This is a genomic window from Zhurongbacter thermophilus, assembly GCF_026184435.1.
In the GTDB taxonomy this organism is placed as follows: Bacteria; Coprothermobacterota; Coprothermobacteria; order Coprothermobacterales; family JAADFF01; genus JAADFF01.
Genome location: NZ_CP046447.1, coordinates 1,350,318 through 1,372,933 on the forward strand (window position 1 = coordinate 1,350,318; position 22,616 = coordinate 1,372,933).

Consider the following 22,616-nt stretch of genomic DNA (forward strand, 5'->3'; position numbering starts at 1 on the left):
GGAAAACGGAGGTTAAAAATGGGTAAATAGAGGATTAGCTCAGACATAGAAAAAGTGGGAGCCTCACGGCTCCCACTTTCCTTTTTAGCTTGATGTGCACATACTCCAGCCACACACAGGACATGTAATACAACCTGATTCATGGGATAGTTTTTCATTACCACAAACAGGACATACTGTTACTTCTCCACTATCTTCCTTTACAGGCACCAGTTTTTCTGTCATCTCTATCTCAAGCATAGGCATTGGTGCCATGCCAGAAATATCTTCTTCATCAAAGAAATCTCTTAGATAAGGATATCTGTGTACCAATCTATCTATCACCTTACGGGCATATGGGCTTGCGGGATATGGCTCATGATACTCCTTCTGGGTCTCTGCCACATACACCTGCATATCCAGACTACCATCTCTGTACACGGTTACACCCTTAGCACCAAGTCTTTCAGCAAGCACAAACGCCTTCTTCACATCGGCAACAGACACACTATTGGCCATATTGATAGTCTTAGAAATAGAATTTGTTATCCATTTCTGGAAGGTTGTTTGGGCTATAACATGGTCAGCCCAGTGTATATCCATGGCTGTAATAAATACCTCTTTCAGGTCTTCTGGTATATCTTCAAGGTCTTTGAGAGACCCACCAGCAGACGATATTTTCTCAAGAAGCACTTCATCAAACATGCCTCTCTTTCTCAATACTTCTTCAAAGACCTTGTTGGTGTAATAGTAGGTACCCACCGTTGTCACCTTCTTAAAGACCAGCGAGAACAGTGGCTCAATACCAGAAGAGGTATCAGAAATCATAGATACAGAACCCGTAGGGGGTGCTGTCGTATGGTCTACATTGCGTATACCATACTGTTTTATCTCTTCCGCAAGCTTATCCCACGGTAGCGTAGGCTCACCAGTATATACCCCGGCTACTGGCAGTTTACCTTCCTTATAATCTGTCTCTTCCCAGTAAGAGAAAGGTCCTCTCTCCTTGGCAAGCTCAAGGCTCTCCTCCATAGAATAGTATGTGAGATATTCAGCCAGTCTTTCCATAAACTTGTAGCCCTCTTCAGACGTATAAGGTATACCCAGTCTAAATAGAGCATTGGCAACTCCCATAATACCTACACCAATGTTGCGACCGGCCCTTGTGTGGTCTCTAATTTTGTCTAGAGGGAAATTATTGACATCTACGAAGTTGTCAAGAAGCCTTGCGGTTGTGCGTATAGTTTTAGCATATGCCTCCCAGTCAAAGTACGGTTTTTCCTCTTCATCATATCTTACAAATGCCTCGACATTGACAGAGGCAAGATTACAGGATTCATAGGGGTAAAGGAACTCTTCTCCACAAGGATTTGTGACTCTAATCTCCCCCAGCTTGTTTTTTCTGATGTTATACCTATTTCCGTTGTGGAAGTATAAAAATGCTGGGTCGCCCTTGGCCCATGCATACTCGGCCACTTTATCGAGAATTTCACGGGCTCTCATTTTCTGAAGTACAGCCTTATTTCTGGGGTTGATAAGGTCTATCTCCTCATCGGAGTAGACGGCTTCCCAGAAGTGCTCATCAGAACCAACGGAGAGGTTAAAAGTAGACAGGTAATTATCTCCCCTGTTTTTCTCTTTGGCCTTAATAAAGTCCATTACCTGTGGATGCCAATATTCCAGTATGGCCATACCTGCACCACGACGGACACCACCCTGAGAGATAACAGAAAGTACCCTATCGTAAAGCTCAAGGAATGATATAGGGCCAGAGGCAACACCAACAGTTCTTTTAACAATATCACCTTTTGGCCTTAGCACGCTTAGGTTAATACCCACTCCACCACCCATCTGGGCTATAATGGCCATCTCCTTGGCAGTATCCATAATGGCATCAAGGGAGTCATCTGTTGAAACAGTAAAACATGCTGAGAGCATACCCAGTGGCCTACCGGCATTGACAAGGGCTGGTGTGTTAGGCATAAACTGCTGATGTGTCATTCCCTTGAAAAATTCACGCACTTTCTGTTTAGCCTTATCAAAGTACTTGCCACTTTCAAGCATAGACAAAACTTTAGAAAGAGGATACTTCATATGTCCGTCTTGTGCAAGCAGGTCATAGAGATACAGAAACCTCTCAAAGTGATATTTATTTAGCGGAAAGCCTTCATCTATCTTGTAAAGATTATCAAACTGCTCTGGCTCTTCCTGCCACTTCTTTCTATATTCTTCAACTTCAGCCTTCATTTTATCGGTGTACTTGTGGCCACCGTCTTTATCAAATATAGCACCATCGTATAGGATTTCTGGAATAGCACCGAGCACAGCCACACGGGTAAAGAGCCCGTCAACATCTTCAAGAAATCTATCAGGATCACTGGGATCCTTCCACAGATAACGGATTGTCAGTAACCTGACAGCATTGAGAGAAAATCTTTTTTCTGCAGGGGAAAGAGTATCTTTTTTCAGTAGTTTTTTCTTCTCTTCCCTAATCTGTCTCTTACGCTCTCTGTATAGAATAAAGGCCTTGGCAACATCAAACAGGCCCCTACGCATAAATGTCAGCTCAATAACATCTTGCACCTGCTCCACCTGAGGTGTACCACTGGGATATAGGTTCTCCAGTGTTTCAACAACCTCATCGACAATATCATCTACAAGGGTGGTAGAATACATACCCACCTCTTTGAGGGCACCACCAACAGCACGGACAATTCGACTACGGTCAAATGGCACCTGTCTTCCATCACGCTTTATAACATGGGTAATCAAAGCAAAGCCCTCCTTTCATGAAAAGGGTAAGTCCCTTTTCATGTTATCAGAGGACATCGTACATAGAAGTTCCAAAAATTTCAATTAATAGAGATAAGACCACAGGCACAATGAGATAAGGTTTGGTAGCATACAGACCTGACCAGAAAAACACAATAAAAGAAGTCAAATAAAAGGCCCATCTAATCATGACTATATCTTGAGGTACAACCTCTTTTGTAAAACCATATAGTTTTACAATAATTCCAATAAATAACATTAATCCCCATAGAACATAATACATAACAAGATATGGCACATACTTCAAGGCGAACATACCACTAAGCCACAAGATAGGATATGAAAGCCCCCACATAACATATATCCACCATGCTGGTTTTCTCATATTGGATAGAAATATATAAGAAAGTCCCACCACAAATCCGGCAAGAAACCAACCCCAGAAATTGTAAAGGGGAATACCCATAAAATCAGTAGATGGCTGTAAACCTTTTTTCCATACCCAGACACCAGCATGTGCCATAACGGGGTCGAGAGCTATATCAATGATAAGTGTAAAAAAGGCAGTGGCAAATGGATATAAAACAATTGACAGATTAGAACGGCCTATAATTTGGATACTGGTAAAAATGATAATCGCCCAACCAGAGGGGATAGCCAGAGGCACACCAAATGGCATTAATAAAAATCCATGGTAATCATAGGCATGTATGTAATTAACACCGAGTACCTCCATAATAAGACCCAACAGGAAAATAGATACGATAAATGCCCAATAATCCCTGTATTGATACAACATATACAGAAACATAAAAATTAGAAGCAACTCAATAAAGATTGTCACAGCTTTCACCTCCAATCTCTATTTCATTTTACCTACAACATAATTTTCAAACATTCTTTAGAAATACCTCTTGACAATACAAAGAGTTTTATGCATAATGAATAGCCATATGCAGAATATGGTATATAGGTGTGAGGAGGTGATGCATATGCTAAGCATATACGATAGGCTGATGAAAACCCTCGTATATAAAGAGGATAAGAAGATACTACAAGGTGCAATGAATACAGCGGCATTAGGCGCCGTGGAAATGGGGCTGAGGTTCTAACCTCAGCCCTCTACCAAATTAAGAAAGGAGGTGATACATATGAAAAGGACAGAAAAGATATTTACAGTCAAACAGCAGCACAAAGAAGACAAGAACTACTTTACCGGTCTTCTGTTAGGAACACTGGAGCTTCTTGCAAAGACTGCATAAGCTCCCTCCCCTCTCCTCCGGCTCATTCTACTTTTATAAAATCTTCTACAATAGACCTCCATAGCTGGGCTGTCTTAGGAAAGTTGAACCCTCCGCCACCAAGTAGCACAACGGGAAACCCCCTCTTTCTGCTACACCGTGCGAGCACGGGAGCAACAGCATGATAGAACCGTTCTGTCAGGTTAATACCACTCATAGGATCATCTTTGTGTCCATCTACACCAATCTGTATTATGAGAAGTTCGGGCATAAACGAGGGTATGATGCGAGGAAATAATGGCACCAACCTCTGTATGACACTCTCTTCCGACTCACCGGGTTTTACAGGTATATTGATATTTCTATCGTCATTTTCATCTTCATAGCCCGACGTATAAGGATATTGGGTAGAAGGGTCTTGGTGGATAGAGATGGTAAACACATCGGGATCATCTTTAAATCCTTTCCATGTACCATCACCATGGTGGACATCCCAGTCTATAACCATAACCCTATTTAGCCCATGATGCTTTCTGGCATACTCTATGCCCACACCAATATCATTGAAAATACAAAATCCCTTTCCCCTCTTCCTCTCTGCATGGTGCCAACCACCACATACATTAACGGCTACACCACCATGTTCAAGGGCCTTATCAATGGCCGTAAGGGTAGCTCCAACAGACCACAAAGCCGGTTCATAAAGACCTGCTGTTGGAGTATCTATAGAGGCAGGGGCACCATGCTTTACAAGACCCAGATACTCTGGGGTGTGGAACAAGAGTATCTCCTCATCGGTTGCCTTGCGTGGTGGCACTATCTCAATACCATCTATCTTGGCTATCTCCTCAGCCCCCCACTTGCACCTGATAGACCTCATAGGATGCCCTTCCCCAAAGTCGTAAGACAGTAGCTCGTCAAACCAAACAAGTGTTCCTTTCACAACACTCACCTCCTATTAGTAAATAAAACTCGTATCAAATTAGAAGCAAACTAAAAAGAAACTATAGCGGCATATATCCCTATACCCGACACTGTTCCTTCATCTTCACGCTCCTAACCCCAAACAATTCAAGACCATATATAAAGCAATCCACAGTGCCAATGTATATCTATCCACTACTCTTTCCTCCAAATGAATAAAATGCATGCTTAACAGATTCTGATACAGAAATGGTGGCAAACGTTCTATCAAGTATCAAACGATAGGCATCTTCAGATATAAAATCCTCACTGTAGTGCCATGGAAGCTTTTTTAATCTCACAATTTCCTTGAGCACCTGATTGGAAATCGTATATGTACCCAGTTTTACACCGTGGATAACATTGCACTGCTCACATACAAGATAACCTTCATATGGCGTGTAGTACCACATCTCTTTTTCATCATATTCCTTACCGCATATACCACATGTGGCACCACTCATAAATACACGATAGCCCATAACCCCAATGTATTCCAGCAAGAACTTGGCAATAGCCGTTTTACCTGTCATTTTAGAGTGCAAAAACGATACCAATGTATCCCACTCAGCATATGATTCGCTATCCTTCATAACACTACTATCAACTAAAGTGGCAATCCCCATACGAAGCATAGGATATTTTCTGAGAAGTTTGGGGGGAAGAGTATCTACCTGAGCTGCTGTCAGCACATACCTATCTCCTATAGGATAGAGTATCATCTCGCCACCTTCCAAGGGTTCAAACGATGCTCCCCATTTATGGGTGTCTTTCCTGGCACCACGAACAAGAACATCAATCTTTCCCAAATCAGATGTCAAGACAACAATATAAATAGCCTTCTCATCTCTGTGAAGCCTTTTATCAAGGATAATACCGTGAGTGGAAATATACTTACTCCTGGCCATAATAAAAAGGAGGGGACCCCTCCCCTCCCATCAATATCCCTGTCCGTCGTCGGTCATATCGGCATCTTCACCGTGATACAGGGCTATATACTGCTCCATAATCTGCACCGTGCGAGATGTTCCCAGCCTATTGGCACCAGCTTCTATCATCTTCAGGGCAGCCTCTGCTGTGCGAATACCACCAGATGCCTTAACACCTTTATAAGGACCAACAACTTCTCTCAGCAACCTGACATCTTCCACAGTGGCTCCACCACCCAAGAAACCGGTAGATGTCTTTACAAAGTCGGCACCGGCTGCCATGGCTATAGCAGCGGCAACCTTCTTTTCATCTTCTGTGAGAAGGCCTGTTTCCAATATGACCTTGACAACAACGTCTCTCTCCTCTCCACCGGCAGCTCTGATAACCTCGGCAATATGCTTTTCTACCATGTAATAGTTCTTTTCCTTAAGATAGCCTATAGGAATAACCATATCTACCTCATCTACACCCATTTCTACAACCTTTTCTGTCTCATAGGCCTTCATAAGGGCTGTACCGGCACCTAGCGGAAAGTCAATAACGGCAACAACAGCAACCCCGGTATCTGTCTCCTCTTCTTCCTCGATGACCATGGGGAATTCATCGGCCACATTTTCTGGCTCAGGAATCTCCTCAATGTACTCTCCCTCAGGAATACCTGTGAGGTCACTAACCAGTTCCACAGCCAGTGGTACATGTATAGGATTGACACATACTCCGTAAAAACCATAATGATATGCCTCTTCAACAAGCTTACGTACCTGTGCTGTTGTAGCCTCAGGCTTCAGAAGCGTATGGTCAAAAAACCTTGCAAATTCTGTAGGCTTAAGCATATTCTTTTCCTCCATGTTATAAACCTCCCTCTTTCCTCAATTTATTGGCATATATGTGTGCACTGCGTATTACCTTAGGTATTTTATACCCATCGGCCATAGACTTGATGATTTCTACAGCCCTTTCCGGAGATATGCGATAACCCGGTGAGATATAAACAGGTCCTCCCCTCTTCCCCAGCTTCACCTCATAACCCAGCACCATACCATCTTCAGGGTCTATAACCTTACCATCTACAACATTACCATACAGGAGCTTCTTGGCAAAACCTATGGTCTTTTTGTCAAAGATAAAGCCCATATGTGTGGCAATACCAACACGCAGTGGATGAATAATGCCCTGTCCATCAAAGATGATAAGATCGAGGTCTCCAGCAATATCCTTCAGAAGCTCATACAAAAGAGGTCCTTCTCTAAACACAAGGTATGTGGGAATATAAGGAAATACATATTTTCCACTGTAGCCATACCAATCAAGCATCTTAAGAGATGGATACTCAAACACAGTGCATGCGGCATATGCATAAGGGGAATACATATTGGCAGACACATCGACAACACCAAAGACAAATCTATCTTTTAGGGGAGGCTCATCGTCAAGAATGAGCCTCTCCCTGATATAACGCTGAACTTCTCTTGCCTGCTTAAGATTCTTTGGGTAGAGTAAATCCGAGATCGGTAAGGACACCGAGCTTTCCTCTCCAATCCTCTTTAACCTTCACCCACAGTTCAAGGTAGACCTTCTTACCCAAGATAAGCTCAAGCTCCTGTCTGGCCTGTGTACCTATCTCCTTAATACGCCTACCACCTTTGCCTATAATAATGGGCTTCTGGCTATCTTTTTCCACATATATAGTGGCATATATAACTACAATATCCCCCTTATCCTCTAGCTTGTCTATAATAACAGCCGTGCTGTGGGGCACCTCTTCATGGGTTAGATATAGTATCTTCTCTCTGATAATATCAGATATACGTATGGCAAGGTCTACATCGGTACCCATCTCTGGTGGGAAAAATAGCGGTCCCTCTGGAAGGTATTTTGCCAAGGTTTTCTCTAAAGCATCAATATTCCATCCTTTCAGTGCAGATACGGCAACAACATCACCAAACTCTGCAGGAAGACCTTCCACAAACGCAGATACAATATCGTCTACCTCGTTTCTATCAACAAGGTCTATCTTATTGACAACAAGTACACGGGGGACACTGAGAGACTGAAGATACTCGGCAATGTAAATATCACCCTTACCGGGTTTTCTTGTACTGGCATCAACAATCATGACATTGACATCCATATCTTTAGCATACTTCAGGGCCGTCTTTGTCATAATCTCACCCAGCTTGTGAAACGGTTTGTGAATGCCGGGCAAATCTACCATAATCAGTTGATAGTCCTCTGTCGTCTTCACACCTCTGATAACATAGCGCGTTGTCTGTGGTTTGGGAGAAACAATTGACAGTTTCCAACCCAAGATTGTGTTCATAAGTGTGGATTTTCCTACATTAGGTCTTCCGATAAAGCCGGCAAATCCCGACCTAAATCCTTCTTTTACCTCCACGGCTATACCTCCTAAGCATTTGTTTTATATGTATACATTACCAAAACATCCCACTATTTAGTCTCTATCATATCCTCAGAAAAGGCATATGGCAAAAGCTCCTGCATAGACTTCACATCAACACCATCTTTGTGGGGCAGAATAATCCACTCTACACCAAAGTCAAATAGTATCTGCCTACAGGCACCACAGGGTGGTGTAGCATTTCCTGTTGGTCCAACAATACATACGACAACAAACTTTCTCACACCTTCAGATATACCTTTGTAGATAGCCAACCGCTCGGCACAAATACCAAGATTCATCACCGGTGGCTCAACATTAGTACCGGTAAAAATACGGCCATCTTCTGCAAGCACGGCTGCTCCCACATGAAAGTGTGAAAATGGTGCATACGAATGTTTTTGGGCCTCACGGGCTTTCTCAATTAAAACAGGTATATATTCCTGCAGTGCATCTCTGGTCATAGTATCACCCCCATATGGAGAAAATTATAAATATCACTGCGATGGCAACCGCCCATAGTCCTATACCGTATAAGGGACCCCATAATTTTATAAATTCCCATAACCCTATAACAGATGCTATGGCAACGGCAACAACAGTATTCCCTGCTGCCATATCCTTGATTCTACCTATCACAGGATGATGATCTTCATGAACAAAGTCGCACAAAGCTTCTATAGCAGAGTTTGTTCCCTCAGACACAAGAACCACGGCAGACATAACAAGAAATATAGGCAAAAACGACCTATCAAGCCAAAGAAACAACAGGCCACCTGCAGTGGTGACATATATGGCTATTCTATAATTGCGTTGACTTAGTAGAAAACGAATACCCCTCAGACCATAGATAAAAGACTTGTAAAGTCTATTGCCCGAAGGTGTTTCTGAGGTGTTCATAGACCTTTGCCTCCAGCGATTTTTGAACCTTCATCATCTTCTCGTACTCCTCTTCTGTCTCATCATCATAACCCATAAGATGCAAAATGCCATGTATAAGCATACGAAAGACCTCTTCTTCAAATGGTACTTTATGTTCTTCTGCTTGAAGTGCTACTGTATCCAGTGAAATAATAACTTCTCCCAATATTTTCTTAGAACGAACTTTGGTATTCATCTCAAACGACAAGACATCTGTAGGCTTATCTATTCCCCTGTATTCCTTATTAAGCTTGTGAATAACATCATCGGTGGTGAAATATACATGCACCTCATTGTATCGTGGTGAATACCCCATATTGGAAAGAACAAGGTTAACAACTTCCTTGACCTTTGCCTCACTAATCTTTATTGACGGATGGTCGCTTGTCATCATTACTCCCACTGTCTGTTCCCTCCCCGCTCTCCTGTTTATCCTTAGGCTCCTTAGATTCTTTCTTCTGCTTATTTTTCTTACCATATATTTCTTCTACATTGTCATACCGTATTCTGCCATGATACATATCCCTCAGTACATCGCAGAATACCTCTTTGATCTTATTCATCTCTTCAAATGACAGCCTTGAACGGTCAAGTTGTCCATCTTCGAGACGTTCCTTAAATATCTCCTCTACCTTGGCACATATAGCCTCTCGTGAATGGTCAGGCATAGATCTTACCGCCGCCTCAATAGAATCAGCAAGCATAAGAATTGTTGTTTCCTTACTTGATGGTAGAGGACCATCATAGCGAAAGTCTTTTTCATAAACTTCCTCACCAAGAGCCTTGGCCTTCTTATAGAAATATTTTATAAGCATAGTGCCATGATGGGTTGTAACAAAATCTTCAAGAATGGTAGGAAGTTTATATTTTCTTATAAGCTTAACTCCCTCTTTGACATGGGCTTTGATACGCTGTGCACTGACATATGGAGGAGACTCATCATGTGGATTTGGCATACCGGGCTTAAGGTTTTCTATAAAATACTCAGGATGATAGAGTTTACCCACATCATGATACAGTGCTCCAACATATGCAAGCAATGAATCTGCTCCAATGGCCTCAGCTGCCTTCTGACAGAGTATTGCCACAGCATACGAATGCTGATATGTACCCGGTGCCTCCATAGATAGTCTCTTCAGTAGTGGATGAGTTGGTTGCATCAATCTGATAAGATTGAGCGGCGTAATAATGCGCCAGCGTCTTTCTAAAAATGGTATGAGGAAAAACACAACAATAACAGAACCGGGGACCATGACAGCGGTCCAAATAGCCTCAAGTAATGCTGCCTTCATATTACTCACCACTACATAAGAAGCTATACCTGTAGACACAGCAGAATATGCCATGAGCCCAATCATTGTCGATAGCATATATTTACCCATGCGCATGAGTCTAAACGGATATATGGAACCAAACAAGAGTATTAGAGCCGATGCAATGAGTATAGTTGGCACAGAAAAGCGCCATATTAAAATAGCCAATACGGCTATCGATGTTGCAATGGTAATACGGGTGCCAAGGACAGCATACATCAGAACAAGCCCCAATGTCCATGCCACCCAGAACCCTACCCTTTCATAGGGGAAATACCACATAAGCACAAAAAACAGGCCATACCACACAGCCATAATATAGGGAAGCATAAATACCGTACGTCCATATCTCTGTCTCCGCCACAGGTAAAGACCATATATACCCAATGCAATAAGAGCAGTTAGAACTAAACCTTCTGCCAACTTAGAGTAGAAACCAGTGGTTGTATAGCCTACCATATTGAGAATATGGATATCAGCCGGGGCGACAATCTGCCCCTTTTTCAATATGAGGTCTCCTTTAGAAACAAATTTTACAGGAGTAGACAAGGTCAGAGATTGGGACACCAATTTGCTTTCAACATAAGCCTCATCTACATCATCTGTAACACCGGGAATAAGCAGCTTGAGAATTCCCTTAACTACTTCCCTATATTCAGAAAAGACACCTTCGTCTGACAGAGCTCTTTCTATATCTTTGTCTATATCATCAGGGCTTGTGATTCCGTTATATATAAGGCGATTTCCAACCTTATAGATCAGCCCCGAAAGGATAGGATAGTCATCAGGGCTAACACTCAGCAGCAACTTTACCAACTTATCTGCTCTATCGGCTCCAAACACATCTTTATACCTAACCACGTCTCCGGGAGAAAAGTCGTCATAGTTCATAAGGGTCGTTAATACATCTATTCTTGTAGAAAACAGGTTGATTACCGATACTAAACGATATCGAGGTGGCAAAAGGGCATTGTATATCTCAGCTTTCATGAGTTTAATAGCATCTTGATCTACCACAATAGCAGTCTTACGGGCATAGATATCTGACGGTGCAGGTTTCCCTACGGAGACGGGAACATATGTAATAAAAATAGAGCCGGCAATAGTCGCAAACAAGATAATAGAACCAATTATCAGGTGGAGTAGCCTAGATTTACGCTTTTTACTCTTCGCCACCGCTCAACCTACCTCTCAATCGGTCATAGTCTGTCTCTTTTTCATATACCTTATATGCCCTGATAATCTTCTGAACAAGATCATGTCTGACATTGTCAGTCTCATCAAGAAATACCATGGCAATACCCCTGACATCCTTCAGTACCTCAAGGGCATGGAGTAAGCCACTTCTACCGGGGTGCTCCAAGTCTATCTGCATAATATCACCGGTGATGACCAGCTTCGAACCCCAACCTAATCTTGTCAACGCCATCTTCATCTGTTCTATCGTTGTATTCTGGGCTTCGTCCATGATAATAAACGAGTCGTTGAATGTACGCCCTCTCATGTATGCAAGGGGAGCTATCTCTATAATGTTTTTCTGTATATATTTATTTACCCTATCAAATCCCATCATGTCATATAAAGCGTCGTAAAGGGGTCGAAAATATGGATCAACCTTTTGAAGAATATCTCCGGGCAAAAAGCCAAGTTTCTCTCCAGCCTCTATAACAGGTCTTGTTAAGACGATACGGGAAACCTTGTGTGCCTTAAAATACGCCACAGCCATAGCAACACTAATGTAAGTTTTACCTGTGCCTGCCGGTCCTATAACAAATACCACATCGTTTTCCTGTATGGCCTTTACTATACGCCTCTGACCTGCAGTTTTAGGCTTAATAACCTTACCCCTATACGTCTTGACAATAGCATCGGGGGCAAGATCGGCTCCTTTTACTTTTCCATGGACAAAGTCATTGGCAACACGAATCATGTCTTCAGGGGAATAATCCATATGGTCACCTTCCAAAAGTCCTTTGATAAACTGATAGGCCATATCGACGGCCTCTTTTTCTCCTATGATGTATATTTCATCGCCCGATAGCGTTATACTCACCTCAAAAACAGACTCAATAGCCTTGAGATTGTCCGATGACACACCGCTCAGTTCCGCTGCATGCCTCTCACCGATACGCATCTGTTTAATATCCGACAACAACATACACCTCCTTATCACCATTATAATGAGTGTCGTGGCATAATATAACACAAAAAGGGAGGGTAGCCATGGAAAAGGGTTTAATATTGGCTATACATAAGGTGCTAATATTCGCTGGTATTATGCTCCTTGCATACCTATACAAGGTATTATCTCCAAGTATTAATGAAAAAGACGGAGACAGACTCACTAAGATTGTCTACAACATCACGCTTCCTTTACTTCTTCTGTATGTTTCATATACAGCCAATATTCCCAAAGATATGTGGCTGGTGCCCATTATTGCCTTTATAGCCATAATGCTAACATGGGTTATTATCAAACTCCTGTTTGCGGAATTTGTCCCTCCAGATGAAGGGAAACTGCTGGAAATTACTGCCACCATGGGTAATACCGCATATATGGGCTATCCTATAGTAGAAAGTTTGCTGGGTGTTTCTGCATTGACATATGCCGTGGCATATAACATAACCCAGACAACAACATTTCTCACCATCATATACCCTACACTGGGAGGCAAAGGTAAAAAGAAAAAGATTCTATCTCCTCCACTTATAGGCTTTATTATTGGTTTCCTTTTGAGATTTATCATACCAATGACCCCACCCTCATGGGCCAGTGGCTGGGATATTGTTATTTCAATAGCAGAAACAGTGGGAAAAACATCAAGTCCCCTTATCATGCTCAGTCTTGGTCTTATTACCAGCTTCAGAGGGATATTTCAATACATACGATTCCTATTCTTTACATTCATTGGAAAATTCGTTATTACACCTGTCGTTCACTTGGGTGTTGTACTTGTAGCCTTGTACCTCTTGCCACTGATACCCAATATCACCCATCTCAGTTATTTAGCGGCTATGGCTATAATGCTTCAAGCAACAATGCCCGTTATGATGGCCAGTGTCATATACGCATCAGGTGCAGGGCTCGACAGTAAAAAGGCCGCCGCAGCGGTTACACTGACCACTGTGGCAAGCCTTATGCTCATTCCTGTTTTTTACTGGATTATCAGGACGATCTTTTAAAAATTTCTGTAAAGAAATCTATATTGATAACCTTATGGGGCAGTAACATACCACCCTTTTCTTTCATATAATCTGCCCACCAACCGTGCATATACACACCAGCCCACGATGCTGTGGCTACGTCAAGTCCTCTGGCAATAAGGCCTCCTATCATACCTGAAAGCACATCACCTGAACCTCCAACAGCCAGCAGCTCATTGCCCGATGTATTAATCCACCTCACAGAGCCTGAAGCCGTAATCGTGCGTCTACCTTTGAGCACAGCAACAGGGGCATAGTTAAGAAGTTCCTGAGTGGTACGCAGTCTATTGTTTTTCACCTTCTCTACATCAGTGCCAAGCAACCGTGCCGCCTCACCAGGATGAGGTGTAATGACATAACTACCTTTCATGCCAATAAGAATATCCCTGCGTATAGCGGAGGCATCAACAACACGGGGTATAGGGATATCTAAGATATTGTCTATAAAAGGTGGTAACTCCTTCATACCCGGTCCCAAGACAATGGCATCAATCTTGTCAAGCAATGCCGTATCGAACTCGTTCCATCCTATAACAATAAGCTCTGGATATCTACCAGCCACATAAGATTTTATCTTATCGGGTACAGCAACATAGATAAGCCCTGTACGCATAGCCATGGCACCAAGAGCTGCCATGAGTGGTGCCCCACTGTAGATGTCCCCACCACCGACAATAAGAAGTCTTCCCGCCTCACCTTTATGACTAGGAGACACTAGCGATGCCAGAGCTACCTGAACATCCTCTTTTACCACGGCCCAATGTGTTACAGATATGCCAGATAGCCATACAGACAGGGGTACTCCAATAGAATCGACTCTTATCTTGCCAGAAAACATAAAGCCCGGCTCAAGAAATAGTCCCAGCTTAGGTAGTCCAAATGTGATAGTATAATCAGCTGGAAACACACTCCCCATAGGCATACCCGTATCAGCAGAAAGTCCCGATGGCATATCTACAGCAATATTTACACGGGTGGATACCTCAGACATATAGCTAACAACATCGGCATATATCCCATCTAAAGGTCGTTTCAGTCCCACACCAAACAGGGCATCAACAGCAACATCCATACTCTCAACGGCAAAGATATCCTTAAGAGGAAAAACTCTTCCACCAGAGCGCGTAAACAAACGCCTTTGCATAATAGCCAGCTGTGACTTTGGTTCAGATGCATATACCTTTACAGGTATATTCCACGACAATAGATATCTGGCAACGGCATAACCATCACCACCATTATTCCCCGGTCCAACAAGGATAGTTACCTCTGCCGGGTCCAATGTGGTCAGTATAAATTCACCAACACTTCTGCCAGCACTCTCCATAAGAACAGAACCGGGAATACCAAGAGCTTCTTGCACCAGTGCATCTTGCAGTGACATTTCACCTGCTCCCACAAGTGGCAACATACAATATCACCCCCACAAGGTATATATTAATAGAAGAGGTGATAGATATGAAAGAAATTATTAGGGACGCATTTTCATATTGGTTAAAGGCCAATGTAGAAGATGCCAATATGAGACAAATTTTAGCCCGTAGCATGGGCTGGGAGTACACAGAAGTGAATGGGCTACCTGAAACAGAACTCGTTGATATCTATCTTATTACCAACAAGAAGATGATATCACCAGCGATTGATTACATTCCTGTGCACCGTAGCAGCCATCTTGTACACACATTCGACTTTGATGACATCAAAGATAGATTTATCAGAAAGGGCAGACTAACAATAGGAGGGAACCCGGGGACAGGAAAAACAGCACTTGCATATCTTCTTATTCGTTCACTGCCAAGACCATTCTGGTTTATCAAGCTTAAAGGAAATGTGCACATAGAGGCTGAGGACATCGAAAAGCTGGCACTGGCAACTGATACACCTGTGCTTTTATTTGCCGATAAAGATATGTACGATGTCCATATTGGGGGCATTAAACCCAGTGATACAACAATCACACTTATGCTTGACAGACATGGAGATATCAATCTTGGCGCCCACAGTCCCGATGCAGCACGTTATATGGTAGAAGAGATATTAAAGGCACCGGCAGAGAAACCGAAAGGCAAACGCATATGGTTAGAGATAGCACTATATATTAGAAACAAGGTGAGAAATCCAGAATTTGCAAAAGACATATGGGAATCGGGACTTGATACAGCATGGCAAAACCTTATAAACAGTCTTCCGGAACCTGCTCTCTTTCTTCTAAAAGTTGTAGCCACTGAGGGCGAAGTTGTTGCACCCAAAAAACTTATTAAGCTAAAGTATCCCAAAGTAAAAAAGTTAGACTTTATAGAAAAACTTGTCTCTGTCGGTATACTCCATAGAAATAAAAATGGACACTTTACACTCCTTCACCCATATTGGAAGAAAAAGATAAATGGTATAATAAATATCGGGTAAAAACCCATTAGAAAAGGAGGGGATCAAGTGATGGAAGTTCTGAAGATCTCTGCTAAGACTGACCCTAAGAAGGCCGCCGGTGCTCTCGCCGAGGTTATCCGTAAGAGCGGTGAGGCCGAGCTGCAGGCAATTGGTGCTGGTGCTGTAAACCAGGCTGTTAAGGCAATCGCTATCGCTCGTGGTTATCTTGCACCAAATGGTATTGATTTGGTGTGCATCCCCGGTTTTACCGATGTCAAGATCGGTGAGGAGGAGCGCACAGCTATTAAGTTTATCGTTGAGCCCAAAGAGTAAGTAGACAATGGGGGTAACATGGCCCACCGCCTGAGGCGGTGGGTTTTTTCATTGCAAGACACATAGGATATAATAGAGTGATGAGTGAATACAAAGACAGGTGGTAAAAATGCCCGAAGAAAGTGCAGTTAACAGCGATGCCCTAATGTCCATGCTGGGTGAAATTGGTAGTATTGCCATGGGTGCTGCCTCTATCTCGTTATCGGAACTCACAGGTAGGAAAATTCAGTTTACCTCACCAAAGGTATGGCTTGGTGACAAGCCCGTGGTAGAAAATCCCGGTGATATGAAAATCCTCATATCTGTTAACTATAAGGGCGACATCACAGGCTCATCACTGATGACACTGAGAGAGGGCATGGCTATCAAAATAGCCAACCTCATGCTTGCCCCTATGGGCATGGAAGTTTCAGAGCTTGACGATCTCGCGTCTTCAGCTCTTATGGAGGCCATGAATCAAATGATGGGTGCCGCTGCAAGGGCACTATCTGAGCTAACAGGAGCTTTTATAGACATTACAACCCCCACTTTCCTTCTACTGGAAAACGGTCTTACCGAAGACATGCTTGAAGATATCAAGAAAAATATGAAAGGCAAAGTGGCCTCTGTCCAGTTTACGGTGTGGATTGATGGCGAGGAGCAAGAAGGTCATATGTACATTTTCTATCCCCTTTCCCTCGCCGCTAAACTCGTTATTAACACACTGAAGAATATGAATAGCATGAAGAAAAAGAAATGACATAGTCTTTGAATCCCGCTACTTGGATCAATTACAGAACACAGAGCCTTGTAACTAAAATCAACAAAATAAACTACCAGAGACTCTATTCCACACAATAAGCAAAAAGCTTTACAGAGCTTTTTTCTTTAAAAATCAAAGGGGATGGTATACCATCCCCTTTGATATCAACAATATAATCAGTTACTGTATGCTCTCAAGCAAATCTTCTATAGACTTATCTATCCTCTCTATCTCATTCTCAACATATGCCATTTCCTTAATAGACTCAACAAGCCTATCCATAGTAGAGGCTATACGCTTGATAGAGTCAGAAACCTCTGTCACAGAAGCAGATAGTTCTTCAGACACGGCGGCAAGGTCTGACCCCATAATATCTACTTTTTCTATGGCATCCATAATAACCCGTACCTTATTGTTGGTCTCCGCTACCAGCTTCTGAAGATTTTTCACATCTTCTATACGGGTAAGACTATTATCGTATGCCTCATGAATAAGCTTTACAAGATTTTTCACCGTTTGCCTTACCTCTTCTGCTGCTTCTCGAGAACTATCAGCCAGATCCCTTATTTCCATGGCAACCACAGAAAAACCTTTGCCTGCCTCACCAGCACGGGCAGCCTCTATAGAGGCGTTGAGAGATAGCAGTTTCGTCTTGTTTGCAATAGACTCAATATGACTCGTAATATTCTCAATATCACCAACAGCTCTCTCCAGTTCCTTAAGTCGCCGAGAATCCGAATGTATATTCTCCACCTCTTTACCAATAGAAGCCTCCACATGCACAAGGCTATGCTCAGCATCAGTAGTAGAAGCCTCTATGGTGCTAATAGTCTGAGACAGAAGTTCAACACTACTAGCCAAAGACTGGGCCGCGACATCGAGTTGGGAAGAAATACTTTCCACATTGCTAAGAGAATCCGACACAACTTTAGACGACTCTTCAATAAGCTCCATAGCCTTTCTCAGGCTCTCCCTCTGCATACCAAGAGCCTCAGATGTATCGCTTATGGAACTGGAAATACCATGCACCCGACTTTTTAGCATCTGAACTTCATTATGAAGGTCTTTGAGAGCCTGTATAAACTTCGTGAGCATATCTCCCTCGTATCCTGCCACATGGGACTCATACACTTCCTTATGCTCCTCCAGTACCTTCTTGGCATGAGCCACATCTCTAAACAATTTCCAGTTTATAAGGTATGCCACTCCAAAACCTATGGCAAAAAATAAAATAGCCACTAAAACATACCACATAAAATAAACCTCCCTCACTAAAAAAGATATCCACCCCTGTATATCTATTATATCCTCCACACCTTGTATCGGTAGAAATATGTACCGTGGGCTGGCACTATCTCAACATCATCTCGGGAGGCAAGGTCTTCCAGCAACTTTTCTACATCCCAACCTTTACATTCTGCCACTTTACGTATTTGCTCTTCTCGCATAGGATGCCTTTTAATAATCCGCAGTATCCCTTCTACGGGGTTATCTCCAGCCACATAAAATGTACCCTCTTCCATACTACCCAGTGGTATAGCACCCAGTATCTGAGTAGCCCTTTCCAGCGTCTCTTTATCAGGCATTTCTACCCACTTTTCAGCCGGTGGTCTAATAGGCACATTGATATATACCCTCTGGGGTTTTAGCCTATCTATGACTTCCTTCATCCTATAAAGGGTATCCTCCTCATCGTTTATGCCTTTTACAAGCATAACCTCTAACCACATCTCGCCTTCCATCTCCTGTCTCATGGCAAACAAGCCATCAATAACCTTTTCAAATTTGAGGTCTCTATGGGGCCTATTAATTCTTCTCCATGTATCCTCATCGGGTGCATCAAAGGTTGGCATAAGAACAGATACGGGTTTTAGGTCTCTTCTCACATCTTTGTCGTATAAAAGGGCACCATTGGTAATAACAGACAGTGGAAGGGGACTATAGTCTTTTATCATGCGGATGACCTCACCTATTCCCAAATACAGGGTGGGCTCTCCCTCGCCTACCAATGTGATAAAGTCCACATCGGTATATTTATTTAAGGCATCTTTGACCTCTGCAAAGATGTCTTCTGGTGGAAAGAACATCTGCCGCGTATTGGTAAATGTCTTTGTGCGTCCCAGCTGACAGTAGACACATGAGTAGTTGCATGTTTTCGGGGGAATAGGGCTAATACCAAGGCTCTGCCCAAGTCTGCGAGAAGGCACAGGACCAAACACATATCTATACTCCACAGATAACCACCTCCAATGAAAAATGGGGAGGTTTCCCTCCCCACTATATCTGGAACTTTTCTTCTATGGTCTTGATAATACCCATAATGGCCTTTGCCGACGGACTATCGGGAAACACCTCTATAATAGGCTTTGCCATACGGGTAGCCTCTACCACCTGGGGGTCAAATGGTATCTTGCCAAGAAAATCTACACCATTTTCACGGCACCAGTTTTCTATCTCGGCAGTCTTCTCTTCAGACAGATCATATTTATTGACAACAACACCAAAGGGTATACCAAAGTGATCTATCATCTCTGCAGCCCTTTCAAGGTCGTGAAGACCTGATACTGTAGGCTCAGTAACGACGATAACATAGTTTGTGCCTGTAATAGAAGATGTGGCAGGACATGCTACACCGGGGGCACCATCTATGATGATAGATGGCTTCTCAGGATTTTCAAGGGCCTTTTGAAGTGCAATACGCCTTACCTCGGCCACAAGACCACCACTTGTCTCTTCACCGGGAAACAACCTTGCATAGGCAATGGGCCCACGCTCTGACTCACCCCAATAGTACTCACCAGATTTTTCATCGTACATATCAATCACCTTAACAGGACATGCATAGTAACAGTAGGCACATCCTTCACATGCAAAGGTATTGATGTAGTAATTACCTTCTTTATCTATACGCACGGCATCAAAGATACATACATCTTTACAGATACCACATTTTATACACCCTTCATTGTTAATAACGGCCTTTTTAGAAGCTACATAGTCGTACTTCTCTTTCATTTCGGGGTCAAAAAGCATATAGAGGTTAGAGGCATCAACATCACCATCTACGGCAATCCTACCCTTAAAGTATGTAGCCAGAGAACCTGTCAGTGTCGTTTTACCTGTACCACCTTTTCCACTGATAACGGCTATCTGTATCATCCGTGCTTCACCACCTTCTGGTAGACATCCTCAAATATATCCTTGACAAATGGCAGATGCTCTGCAAGAATACCACCACGAGAATAAACGCTGGCAATCTCCCTGCTAAATGGTATGCGGGCAAGTACTGGTAGCTCTCTGTCTTTTATAAAGTTTTCAAGGGGCTCGAATGGATTATCTTTATCATCTCTGTTGATGATAACACCGGCACGAAGCCCCAGCTCACGCACAATATCGTGGGCCACCTCAAGATCGTGAAGTCCAAACGGGGTTGGCTCTGTCACCAGTATGACATAATCTGCCCCATCTATGGCCTCAACAACAGGACATGATGCACCAGGCGCACCATCGGCAATGATGAGCCTATCACCAGGCACCTTGTGTTTGGCCTGGCGCACTACAGGTGTTGCAGACAACTCACCAATATTCATAAGTCCCATATAGTAATCAAGGGTATCTGAAACCTTACCCCATCTGACATAGCCAATAGGTTTCAACTCCTCTGTGATAGCCCCCTTTTCAGGGCACACATACTGACATAGCATACATCCATGACAGAGATTATCAAAGACCATAACAGTCTTTTTTCCAACGACAATGGCACCCTTTTGACATGCCTTCTGGCACTCACCACAGAAAGTGCATATATCTAAGTTGACACGGGGAAGTTTCTTATAAACTGTTTCTTCTCCCTGCCACTCTATCTTATCTTTAAAAAATAAGTGACCATTAGGCTCTTCTGCATCGAGGTCTACAAGATAAACTGGTTCATGCTGGCTGGCAACATATGCAAGATTGACAGATACCGTAGTCTTACCTGTACCACCTTTACCACTGATAACAGCTATGTACACAGGGCTTCACCACCTTTCTGTTATCTGCAATCACCTTTGGGAAATCCGTCTTTTACAGGCACAAGTTTGCCATTTCTGTAGGCATCTATAGCATCTTTTACTGTTCCGTCATATTTATATGCGGTAATACCGGCACGCTCTAGTATGGGAAACACACCGGCACCCGGGGCATCGCCAGAGACAATCTCGGTAATACCCTTGTCAAGTAAAAATTTCAGAAAAATAGAGGCAACACCACTATCTTCCACAAAGGGGTTTTCTATCCATACAATCTCATCGCCCTCAACAAATCCAATAAACGGCACCTTACAAAAACCTTTGAATAGCTTAGCATTTTCAGAGGGAGAGGTGGCAAAGACGCAGAAATTACCAGCCACCTCTGCCACCTCCAAATCCTCCTCTGCCACGGCCCATACCACGACCGCCGCCAAAGCCTCGGCCGCCACCCATTCCACGGCCACCACCGAAACCTCCGCCCATGCCTCTACCACGGCCTCCACCGAAGCCGCCTCCGAAACCTCCACCCATGCCAGGACCCATGCCACCACCAGGGCGACCGGCTACTGGCGTAGGCTGAAGGGCACCATTCCTAAAAGCCTCAAGGGCCTGTGCTACTGTCATACCAGATGCATCCCACATATTGATACCCACTTCCATGAGGGCTGTCATGGCATTGGTACCAGGTACTGCACCAGATATAACATCGGTAACACCGGCCTCAGAAAGCATCATGACAAATCTTGGACCGGCACCGTGTGCCTCGTTCAGCATTGGGTTCGGTTCAAACTGAACAGAACCATCTGGCTGCACCCAACCTATATATGGAGCACGGGCAAATCTGCTTGCTACCGGGCTATTAATATCTGGACCTTCAGATAGTATAACTACCATACTAACCACCTCCCAAAAAGTTTATATATATTCACACTTTCAAGTATACCACATATATAAAAAGTGTATACATCTCATATGAATATCACAACGTATTTTCACACCAACATCTGTAAACTTTTCTACAAAGAAAAAGGGGCGGACACCCCGCCCCTTGTGCTTAAAGGATAAGGGGTATTACCAACCCCATCCACCGCGTCCTCTTCCACGGCCAAAACCGCCACGACCGCCAAAGCCTCTTCCGCCTCTACGGCCAAAACCACGGCCATATCCCATACCGTATCCCATACCACGGCCCCAGCCACGACCTCTTCCACGGCCAAAGCCCATGCCGTATCCACCAAAGAAGCCACCGAACCATCTACCAAGGCCACGGCCAAGGGCATAACCCCAGTTATAGTAAGGGGCAAACCATCCATAAGGTCTTCTATATCCTCCAGCATAGTTTACCGGTGTAGCAGGATAACCATATCCTCCTCTGGCCCATACTGGACCAAGTCCATCTGGTCCTGTGCAATCTCCATAAGGCATACTACTCACCTCCCTTTA

The 22,616-nt window shown here is 43.4% G+C and carries 24 protein-coding genes; 4 read left to right on the forward strand and 20 right to left on the reverse strand.

Annotated features, from left to right (window positions below; genetic code table 11):
• Positions 1 to 84 precede the first annotated feature (84 nt).
• The 12 genes from GM182_RS06825 to GM182_RS06880 all read right to left on the reverse strand — a co-directional run bounded on the left by GM182_RS06825 (position 85) and on the right by GM182_RS06880 (position 12,675).
• Complete coding sequence (locus tag GM182_RS06825; RefSeq protein WP_449186358.1) at positions 85 to 2,751, reverse strand: adenosylcobalamin-dependent ribonucleoside-diphosphate reductase; 2,667 nt, start codon at positions 2,749 to 2,751, stop codon at positions 85 to 87.
• A gap of 46 nt (positions 2,752 to 2,797) precedes the next feature.
• A complete protein-coding gene (locus GM182_RS06830; RefSeq protein ID WP_449186359.1) occupies positions 2,798 to 3,595 on the reverse strand; it encodes a carotenoid biosynthesis protein in 798 nt (265 codons plus the stop codon).
• Positions 3,596 to 4,035: 440 nt separating this feature from the next.
• Complete coding sequence (locus GM182_RS06835) at positions 4,036 to 4,935, reverse strand: histone deacetylase family protein (RefSeq protein ID WP_449186360.1); 900 nt, start codon at positions 4,933 to 4,935, stop codon at positions 4,036 to 4,038.
• A 169-nt stretch (positions 4,936 to 5,104) separates the two neighbouring features.
• A complete protein-coding gene (recO, locus tag GM182_RS06840) occupies positions 5,105 to 5,863 on the reverse strand; it encodes a DNA repair protein RecO (protein ID WP_449186361.1) in 759 nt (252 codons plus the stop codon).
• 30 nt (positions 5,864 to 5,893) lie between these two features.
• Positions 5,894 to 6,733 (reverse strand): deoxyribose-phosphate aldolase, encoded by an 840-nt coding sequence (gene deoC, locus GM182_RS06845; protein ID WP_449186362.1) that lies wholly within the window; start codon positions 6,731 to 6,733, stop codon positions 5,894 to 5,896.
• Between the two features lies 1 nt (position 6,734).
• Positions 6,735 to 7,406, reverse strand: coding sequence for an endonuclease V (locus GM182_RS06850; protein ID WP_449186363.1), 672 nt, complete (start codon positions 7,404 to 7,406; stop codon positions 6,735 to 6,737).
• Positions 7,363 to 8,280, reverse strand: coding sequence for a GTPase Era (era, locus tag GM182_RS06855; RefSeq protein WP_449186364.1), 918 nt, complete (start codon positions 8,278 to 8,280; stop codon positions 7,363 to 7,365). Before era ends, GM182_RS06850 begins: the two co-directional genes overlap by 44 nt.
• Positions 8,281 to 8,333: 53 nt before the next feature.
• The gene (locus GM182_RS06860; RefSeq protein WP_449186365.1) at positions 8,334 to 8,747 is read right to left on the reverse strand and encodes a cytidine deaminase; all 414 of its coding nucleotides are present in this window, start codon (positions 8,745 to 8,747) and stop codon (positions 8,334 to 8,336) included.
• A 4-nt stretch (positions 8,748 to 8,751) separates the two neighbouring features.
• Entirely contained in the window at positions 8,752 to 9,183 is a 432-nt protein-coding gene (locus GM182_RS06865; RefSeq protein WP_449186366.1) for a diacylglycerol kinase, read from the reverse strand.
• A complete protein-coding gene (gene ybeY / locus GM182_RS06870) occupies positions 9,152 to 9,598 on the reverse strand; it encodes an rRNA maturation RNase YbeY (protein WP_449187302.1) in 447 nt (148 codons plus the stop codon). Before ybeY ends, GM182_RS06865 begins: the two co-directional genes overlap by 32 nt.
• A complete protein-coding gene (locus GM182_RS06875) occupies positions 9,564 to 11,693 on the reverse strand; it encodes an HD family phosphohydrolase (protein ID WP_449186367.1) in 2,130 nt (709 codons plus the stop codon). The genes ybeY and GM182_RS06875 overlap by 35 nt, the downstream gene beginning before the upstream one ends.
• Complete coding sequence (locus GM182_RS06880) at positions 11,680 to 12,675, reverse strand: PhoH family protein (protein ID WP_449186368.1); 996 nt, start codon at positions 12,673 to 12,675, stop codon at positions 11,680 to 11,682. Before GM182_RS06880 ends, GM182_RS06875 begins: the two co-directional genes overlap by 14 nt.
• A gap of 65 nt (positions 12,676 to 12,740) precedes the next feature.
• Between GM182_RS06880 and GM182_RS06885 the strand changes: the two genes are divergently transcribed.
• Complete coding sequence (locus GM182_RS06885; protein ID WP_449186369.1) at positions 12,741 to 13,700, forward strand: AEC family transporter; 960 nt, start codon at positions 12,741 to 12,743, stop codon at positions 13,698 to 13,700.
• Here GM182_RS06885 and GM182_RS06890 read toward each other — a convergent pair.
• On the reverse strand, positions 13,684 to 15,132 hold the full coding sequence (locus GM182_RS06890) for an NAD(P)H-hydrate dehydratase (RefSeq protein ID WP_449186370.1): 1,449 nt from the start codon (positions 15,130 to 15,132) through the stop codon (positions 13,684 to 13,686). The genes GM182_RS06885 and GM182_RS06890 overlap by 17 nt on opposite strands.
• A 47-nt stretch (positions 15,133 to 15,179) precedes the next feature.
• On the opposite strand from GM182_RS06890, the gene GM182_RS06895 reads away from it, so the two are divergent.
• The 3 genes from GM182_RS06895 to GM182_RS06905 all read left to right on the forward strand — a co-directional run bounded on the left by GM182_RS06895 (position 15,180) and on the right by GM182_RS06905 (position 17,160).
• Complete coding sequence (locus tag GM182_RS06895; RefSeq protein ID WP_449186371.1) at positions 15,180 to 16,127, forward strand: DEAD/DEAH box helicase family protein; 948 nt, start codon at positions 15,180 to 15,182, stop codon at positions 16,125 to 16,127.
• 30 nt (positions 16,128 to 16,157) lie between these two features.
• The gene (locus GM182_RS06900; protein WP_449187303.1) at positions 16,158 to 16,421 is read left to right on the forward strand and encodes a stage V sporulation protein S; all 264 of its coding nucleotides are present in this window, start codon (positions 16,158 to 16,160) and stop codon (positions 16,419 to 16,421) included.
• A 109-nt stretch (positions 16,422 to 16,530) separates the two neighbouring features.
• Positions 16,531 to 17,160: a chemotaxis protein CheC gene (locus tag GM182_RS06905; protein ID WP_449186372.1), complete on the forward strand. Its 630-nt coding sequence runs from the start codon at positions 16,531 to 16,533 to the stop codon at positions 17,158 to 17,160.
• Between the two features lie 183 nt (positions 17,161 to 17,343).
• Here the strand turns inward: GM182_RS06905 and GM182_RS06910 are convergent, their stop codons facing one another.
• The 7 genes from GM182_RS06910 to GM182_RS06940 form a co-directional block, all read right to left on the reverse strand.
• Positions 17,344 to 18,417 carry a methyl-accepting chemotaxis protein gene (locus tag GM182_RS06910; protein ID WP_449186373.1) on the reverse strand — a complete coding sequence of 358 codons (1,074 nt, stop codon included), beginning with the start codon at positions 18,415 to 18,417 and terminating at the stop codon, positions 17,344 to 17,346.
• A gap of 47 nt (positions 18,418 to 18,464) precedes the next feature.
• Positions 18,465 to 19,397, reverse strand: a complete 933-nt coding sequence (locus tag GM182_RS06915) for a radical SAM protein (protein ID WP_449186374.1) — start codon at positions 19,395 to 19,397, stop codon at positions 18,465 to 18,467.
• A gap of 43 nt (positions 19,398 to 19,440) precedes the next feature.
• Positions 19,441 to 20,322 (reverse strand): nucleotide-binding protein, encoded by an 882-nt coding sequence (locus GM182_RS06920; RefSeq protein ID WP_449186375.1) that lies wholly within the window; start codon positions 20,320 to 20,322, stop codon positions 19,441 to 19,443.
• Positions 20,319 to 21,176 carry a nucleotide-binding protein gene (locus GM182_RS06925; RefSeq protein WP_449186376.1) on the reverse strand — a complete coding sequence of 286 codons (858 nt, stop codon included), beginning with the start codon at positions 21,174 to 21,176 and terminating at the stop codon, positions 20,319 to 20,321. Before GM182_RS06925 ends, GM182_RS06920 begins: the two co-directional genes overlap by 4 nt.
• Positions 21,177 to 21,196: 20 nt before the next feature.
• Positions 21,197 to 21,553 carry a NifB/NifX family molybdenum-iron cluster-binding protein gene (locus GM182_RS06930; protein WP_449186377.1) on the reverse strand — a complete coding sequence of 119 codons (357 nt, stop codon included), beginning with the start codon at positions 21,551 to 21,553 and terminating at the stop codon, positions 21,197 to 21,199.
• Positions 21,543 to 22,067, reverse strand: a complete 525-nt coding sequence (locus tag GM182_RS06935; protein WP_449186378.1) for a NifB/NifX family molybdenum-iron cluster-binding protein — start codon at positions 22,065 to 22,067, stop codon at positions 21,543 to 21,545. The genes GM182_RS06930 and GM182_RS06935 overlap by 11 nt, the downstream gene beginning before the upstream one ends.
• 177 nt (positions 22,068 to 22,244) lie before the next feature.
• Positions 22,245 to 22,598 (reverse strand): hypothetical protein, encoded by a 354-nt coding sequence (locus GM182_RS06940; protein WP_449186379.1) that lies wholly within the window; start codon positions 22,596 to 22,598, stop codon positions 22,245 to 22,247.
• Positions 22,599 to 22,616 lie beyond the last annotated feature (18 nt).

What these genes read in the sequence shown, in the direction of transcription:
- GM182_RS06895 (WP_449186371.1), top strand. Translation starts at nt 15,180, where the DNA reads ATGAAAGAAATTATTAGGGACGCATTTTCATATTGGTTAAAGGCCAAT.
- deoC (WP_449186362.1), bottom strand. Translation starts at nt 6,733, where the DNA reads ATGGAGGAAAAGAATATGCTTAAGCCTACAGAATTTGCAAGGTTTTTT.
- GM182_RS06890 (WP_449186370.1), bottom strand. Translation starts at nt 15,132, where the DNA reads ATGTTGCCACTTGTGGGAGCAGGTGAAATGTCACTGCAAGATGCACTG.
- GM182_RS06885 (WP_449186369.1), top strand. Translation starts at nt 12,741, where the DNA reads ATGGAAAAGGGTTTAATATTGGCTATACATAAGGTGCTAATATTCGCT.
- GM182_RS06910 (WP_449186373.1), bottom strand. Translation starts at nt 18,417, where the DNA reads ATGTGGTATGTTTTAGTGGCTATTTTATTTTTTGCCATAGGTTTTGGA.
- GM182_RS06935 (WP_449186378.1), bottom strand. Translation starts at nt 22,067, where the DNA reads ATGGTAGTTATACTATCTGAAGGTCCAGATATTAATAGCCCGGTAGCA.
- GM182_RS06880 (WP_449186368.1), bottom strand. Translation starts at nt 12,675, where the DNA reads ATGTTGTTGTCGGATATTAAACAGATGCGTATCGGTGAGAGGCATGCA.
- GM182_RS06920 (WP_449186375.1), bottom strand. Translation starts at nt 20,322, where the DNA reads ATGATACAGATAGCCGTTATCAGTGGAAAAGGTGGTACAGGTAAAACG.
- GM182_RS06900 (WP_449187303.1), top strand. Translation starts at nt 16,158, where the DNA reads ATGGAAGTTCTGAAGATCTCTGCTAAGACTGACCCTAAGAAGGCCGCC.
- ybeY (WP_449187302.1), bottom strand. Translation starts at nt 9,598, where the DNA reads ATGATGACAAGCGACCATCCGTCAATAAAGATTAGTGAGGCAAAGGTC.
- GM182_RS06940 (WP_449186379.1), bottom strand. Translation starts at nt 22,598, where the DNA reads ATGCCTTATGGAGATTGCACAGGACCAGATGGACTTGGTCCAGTATGG.
- recO (WP_449186361.1), bottom strand. Translation starts at nt 5,863, where the DNA reads ATGGCCAGGAGTAAGTATATTTCCACTCACGGTATTATCCTTGATAAA.
- GM182_RS06860 (WP_449186365.1), bottom strand. Translation starts at nt 8,747, where the DNA reads ATGACCAGAGATGCACTGCAGGAATATATACCTGTTTTAATTGAGAAA.
- GM182_RS06905 (WP_449186372.1), top strand. Translation starts at nt 16,531, where the DNA reads ATGCCCGAAGAAAGTGCAGTTAACAGCGATGCCCTAATGTCCATGCTG.
- GM182_RS06865 (WP_449186366.1), bottom strand. Translation starts at nt 9,183, where the DNA reads ATGAACACCTCAGAAACACCTTCGGGCAATAGACTTTACAAGTCTTTT.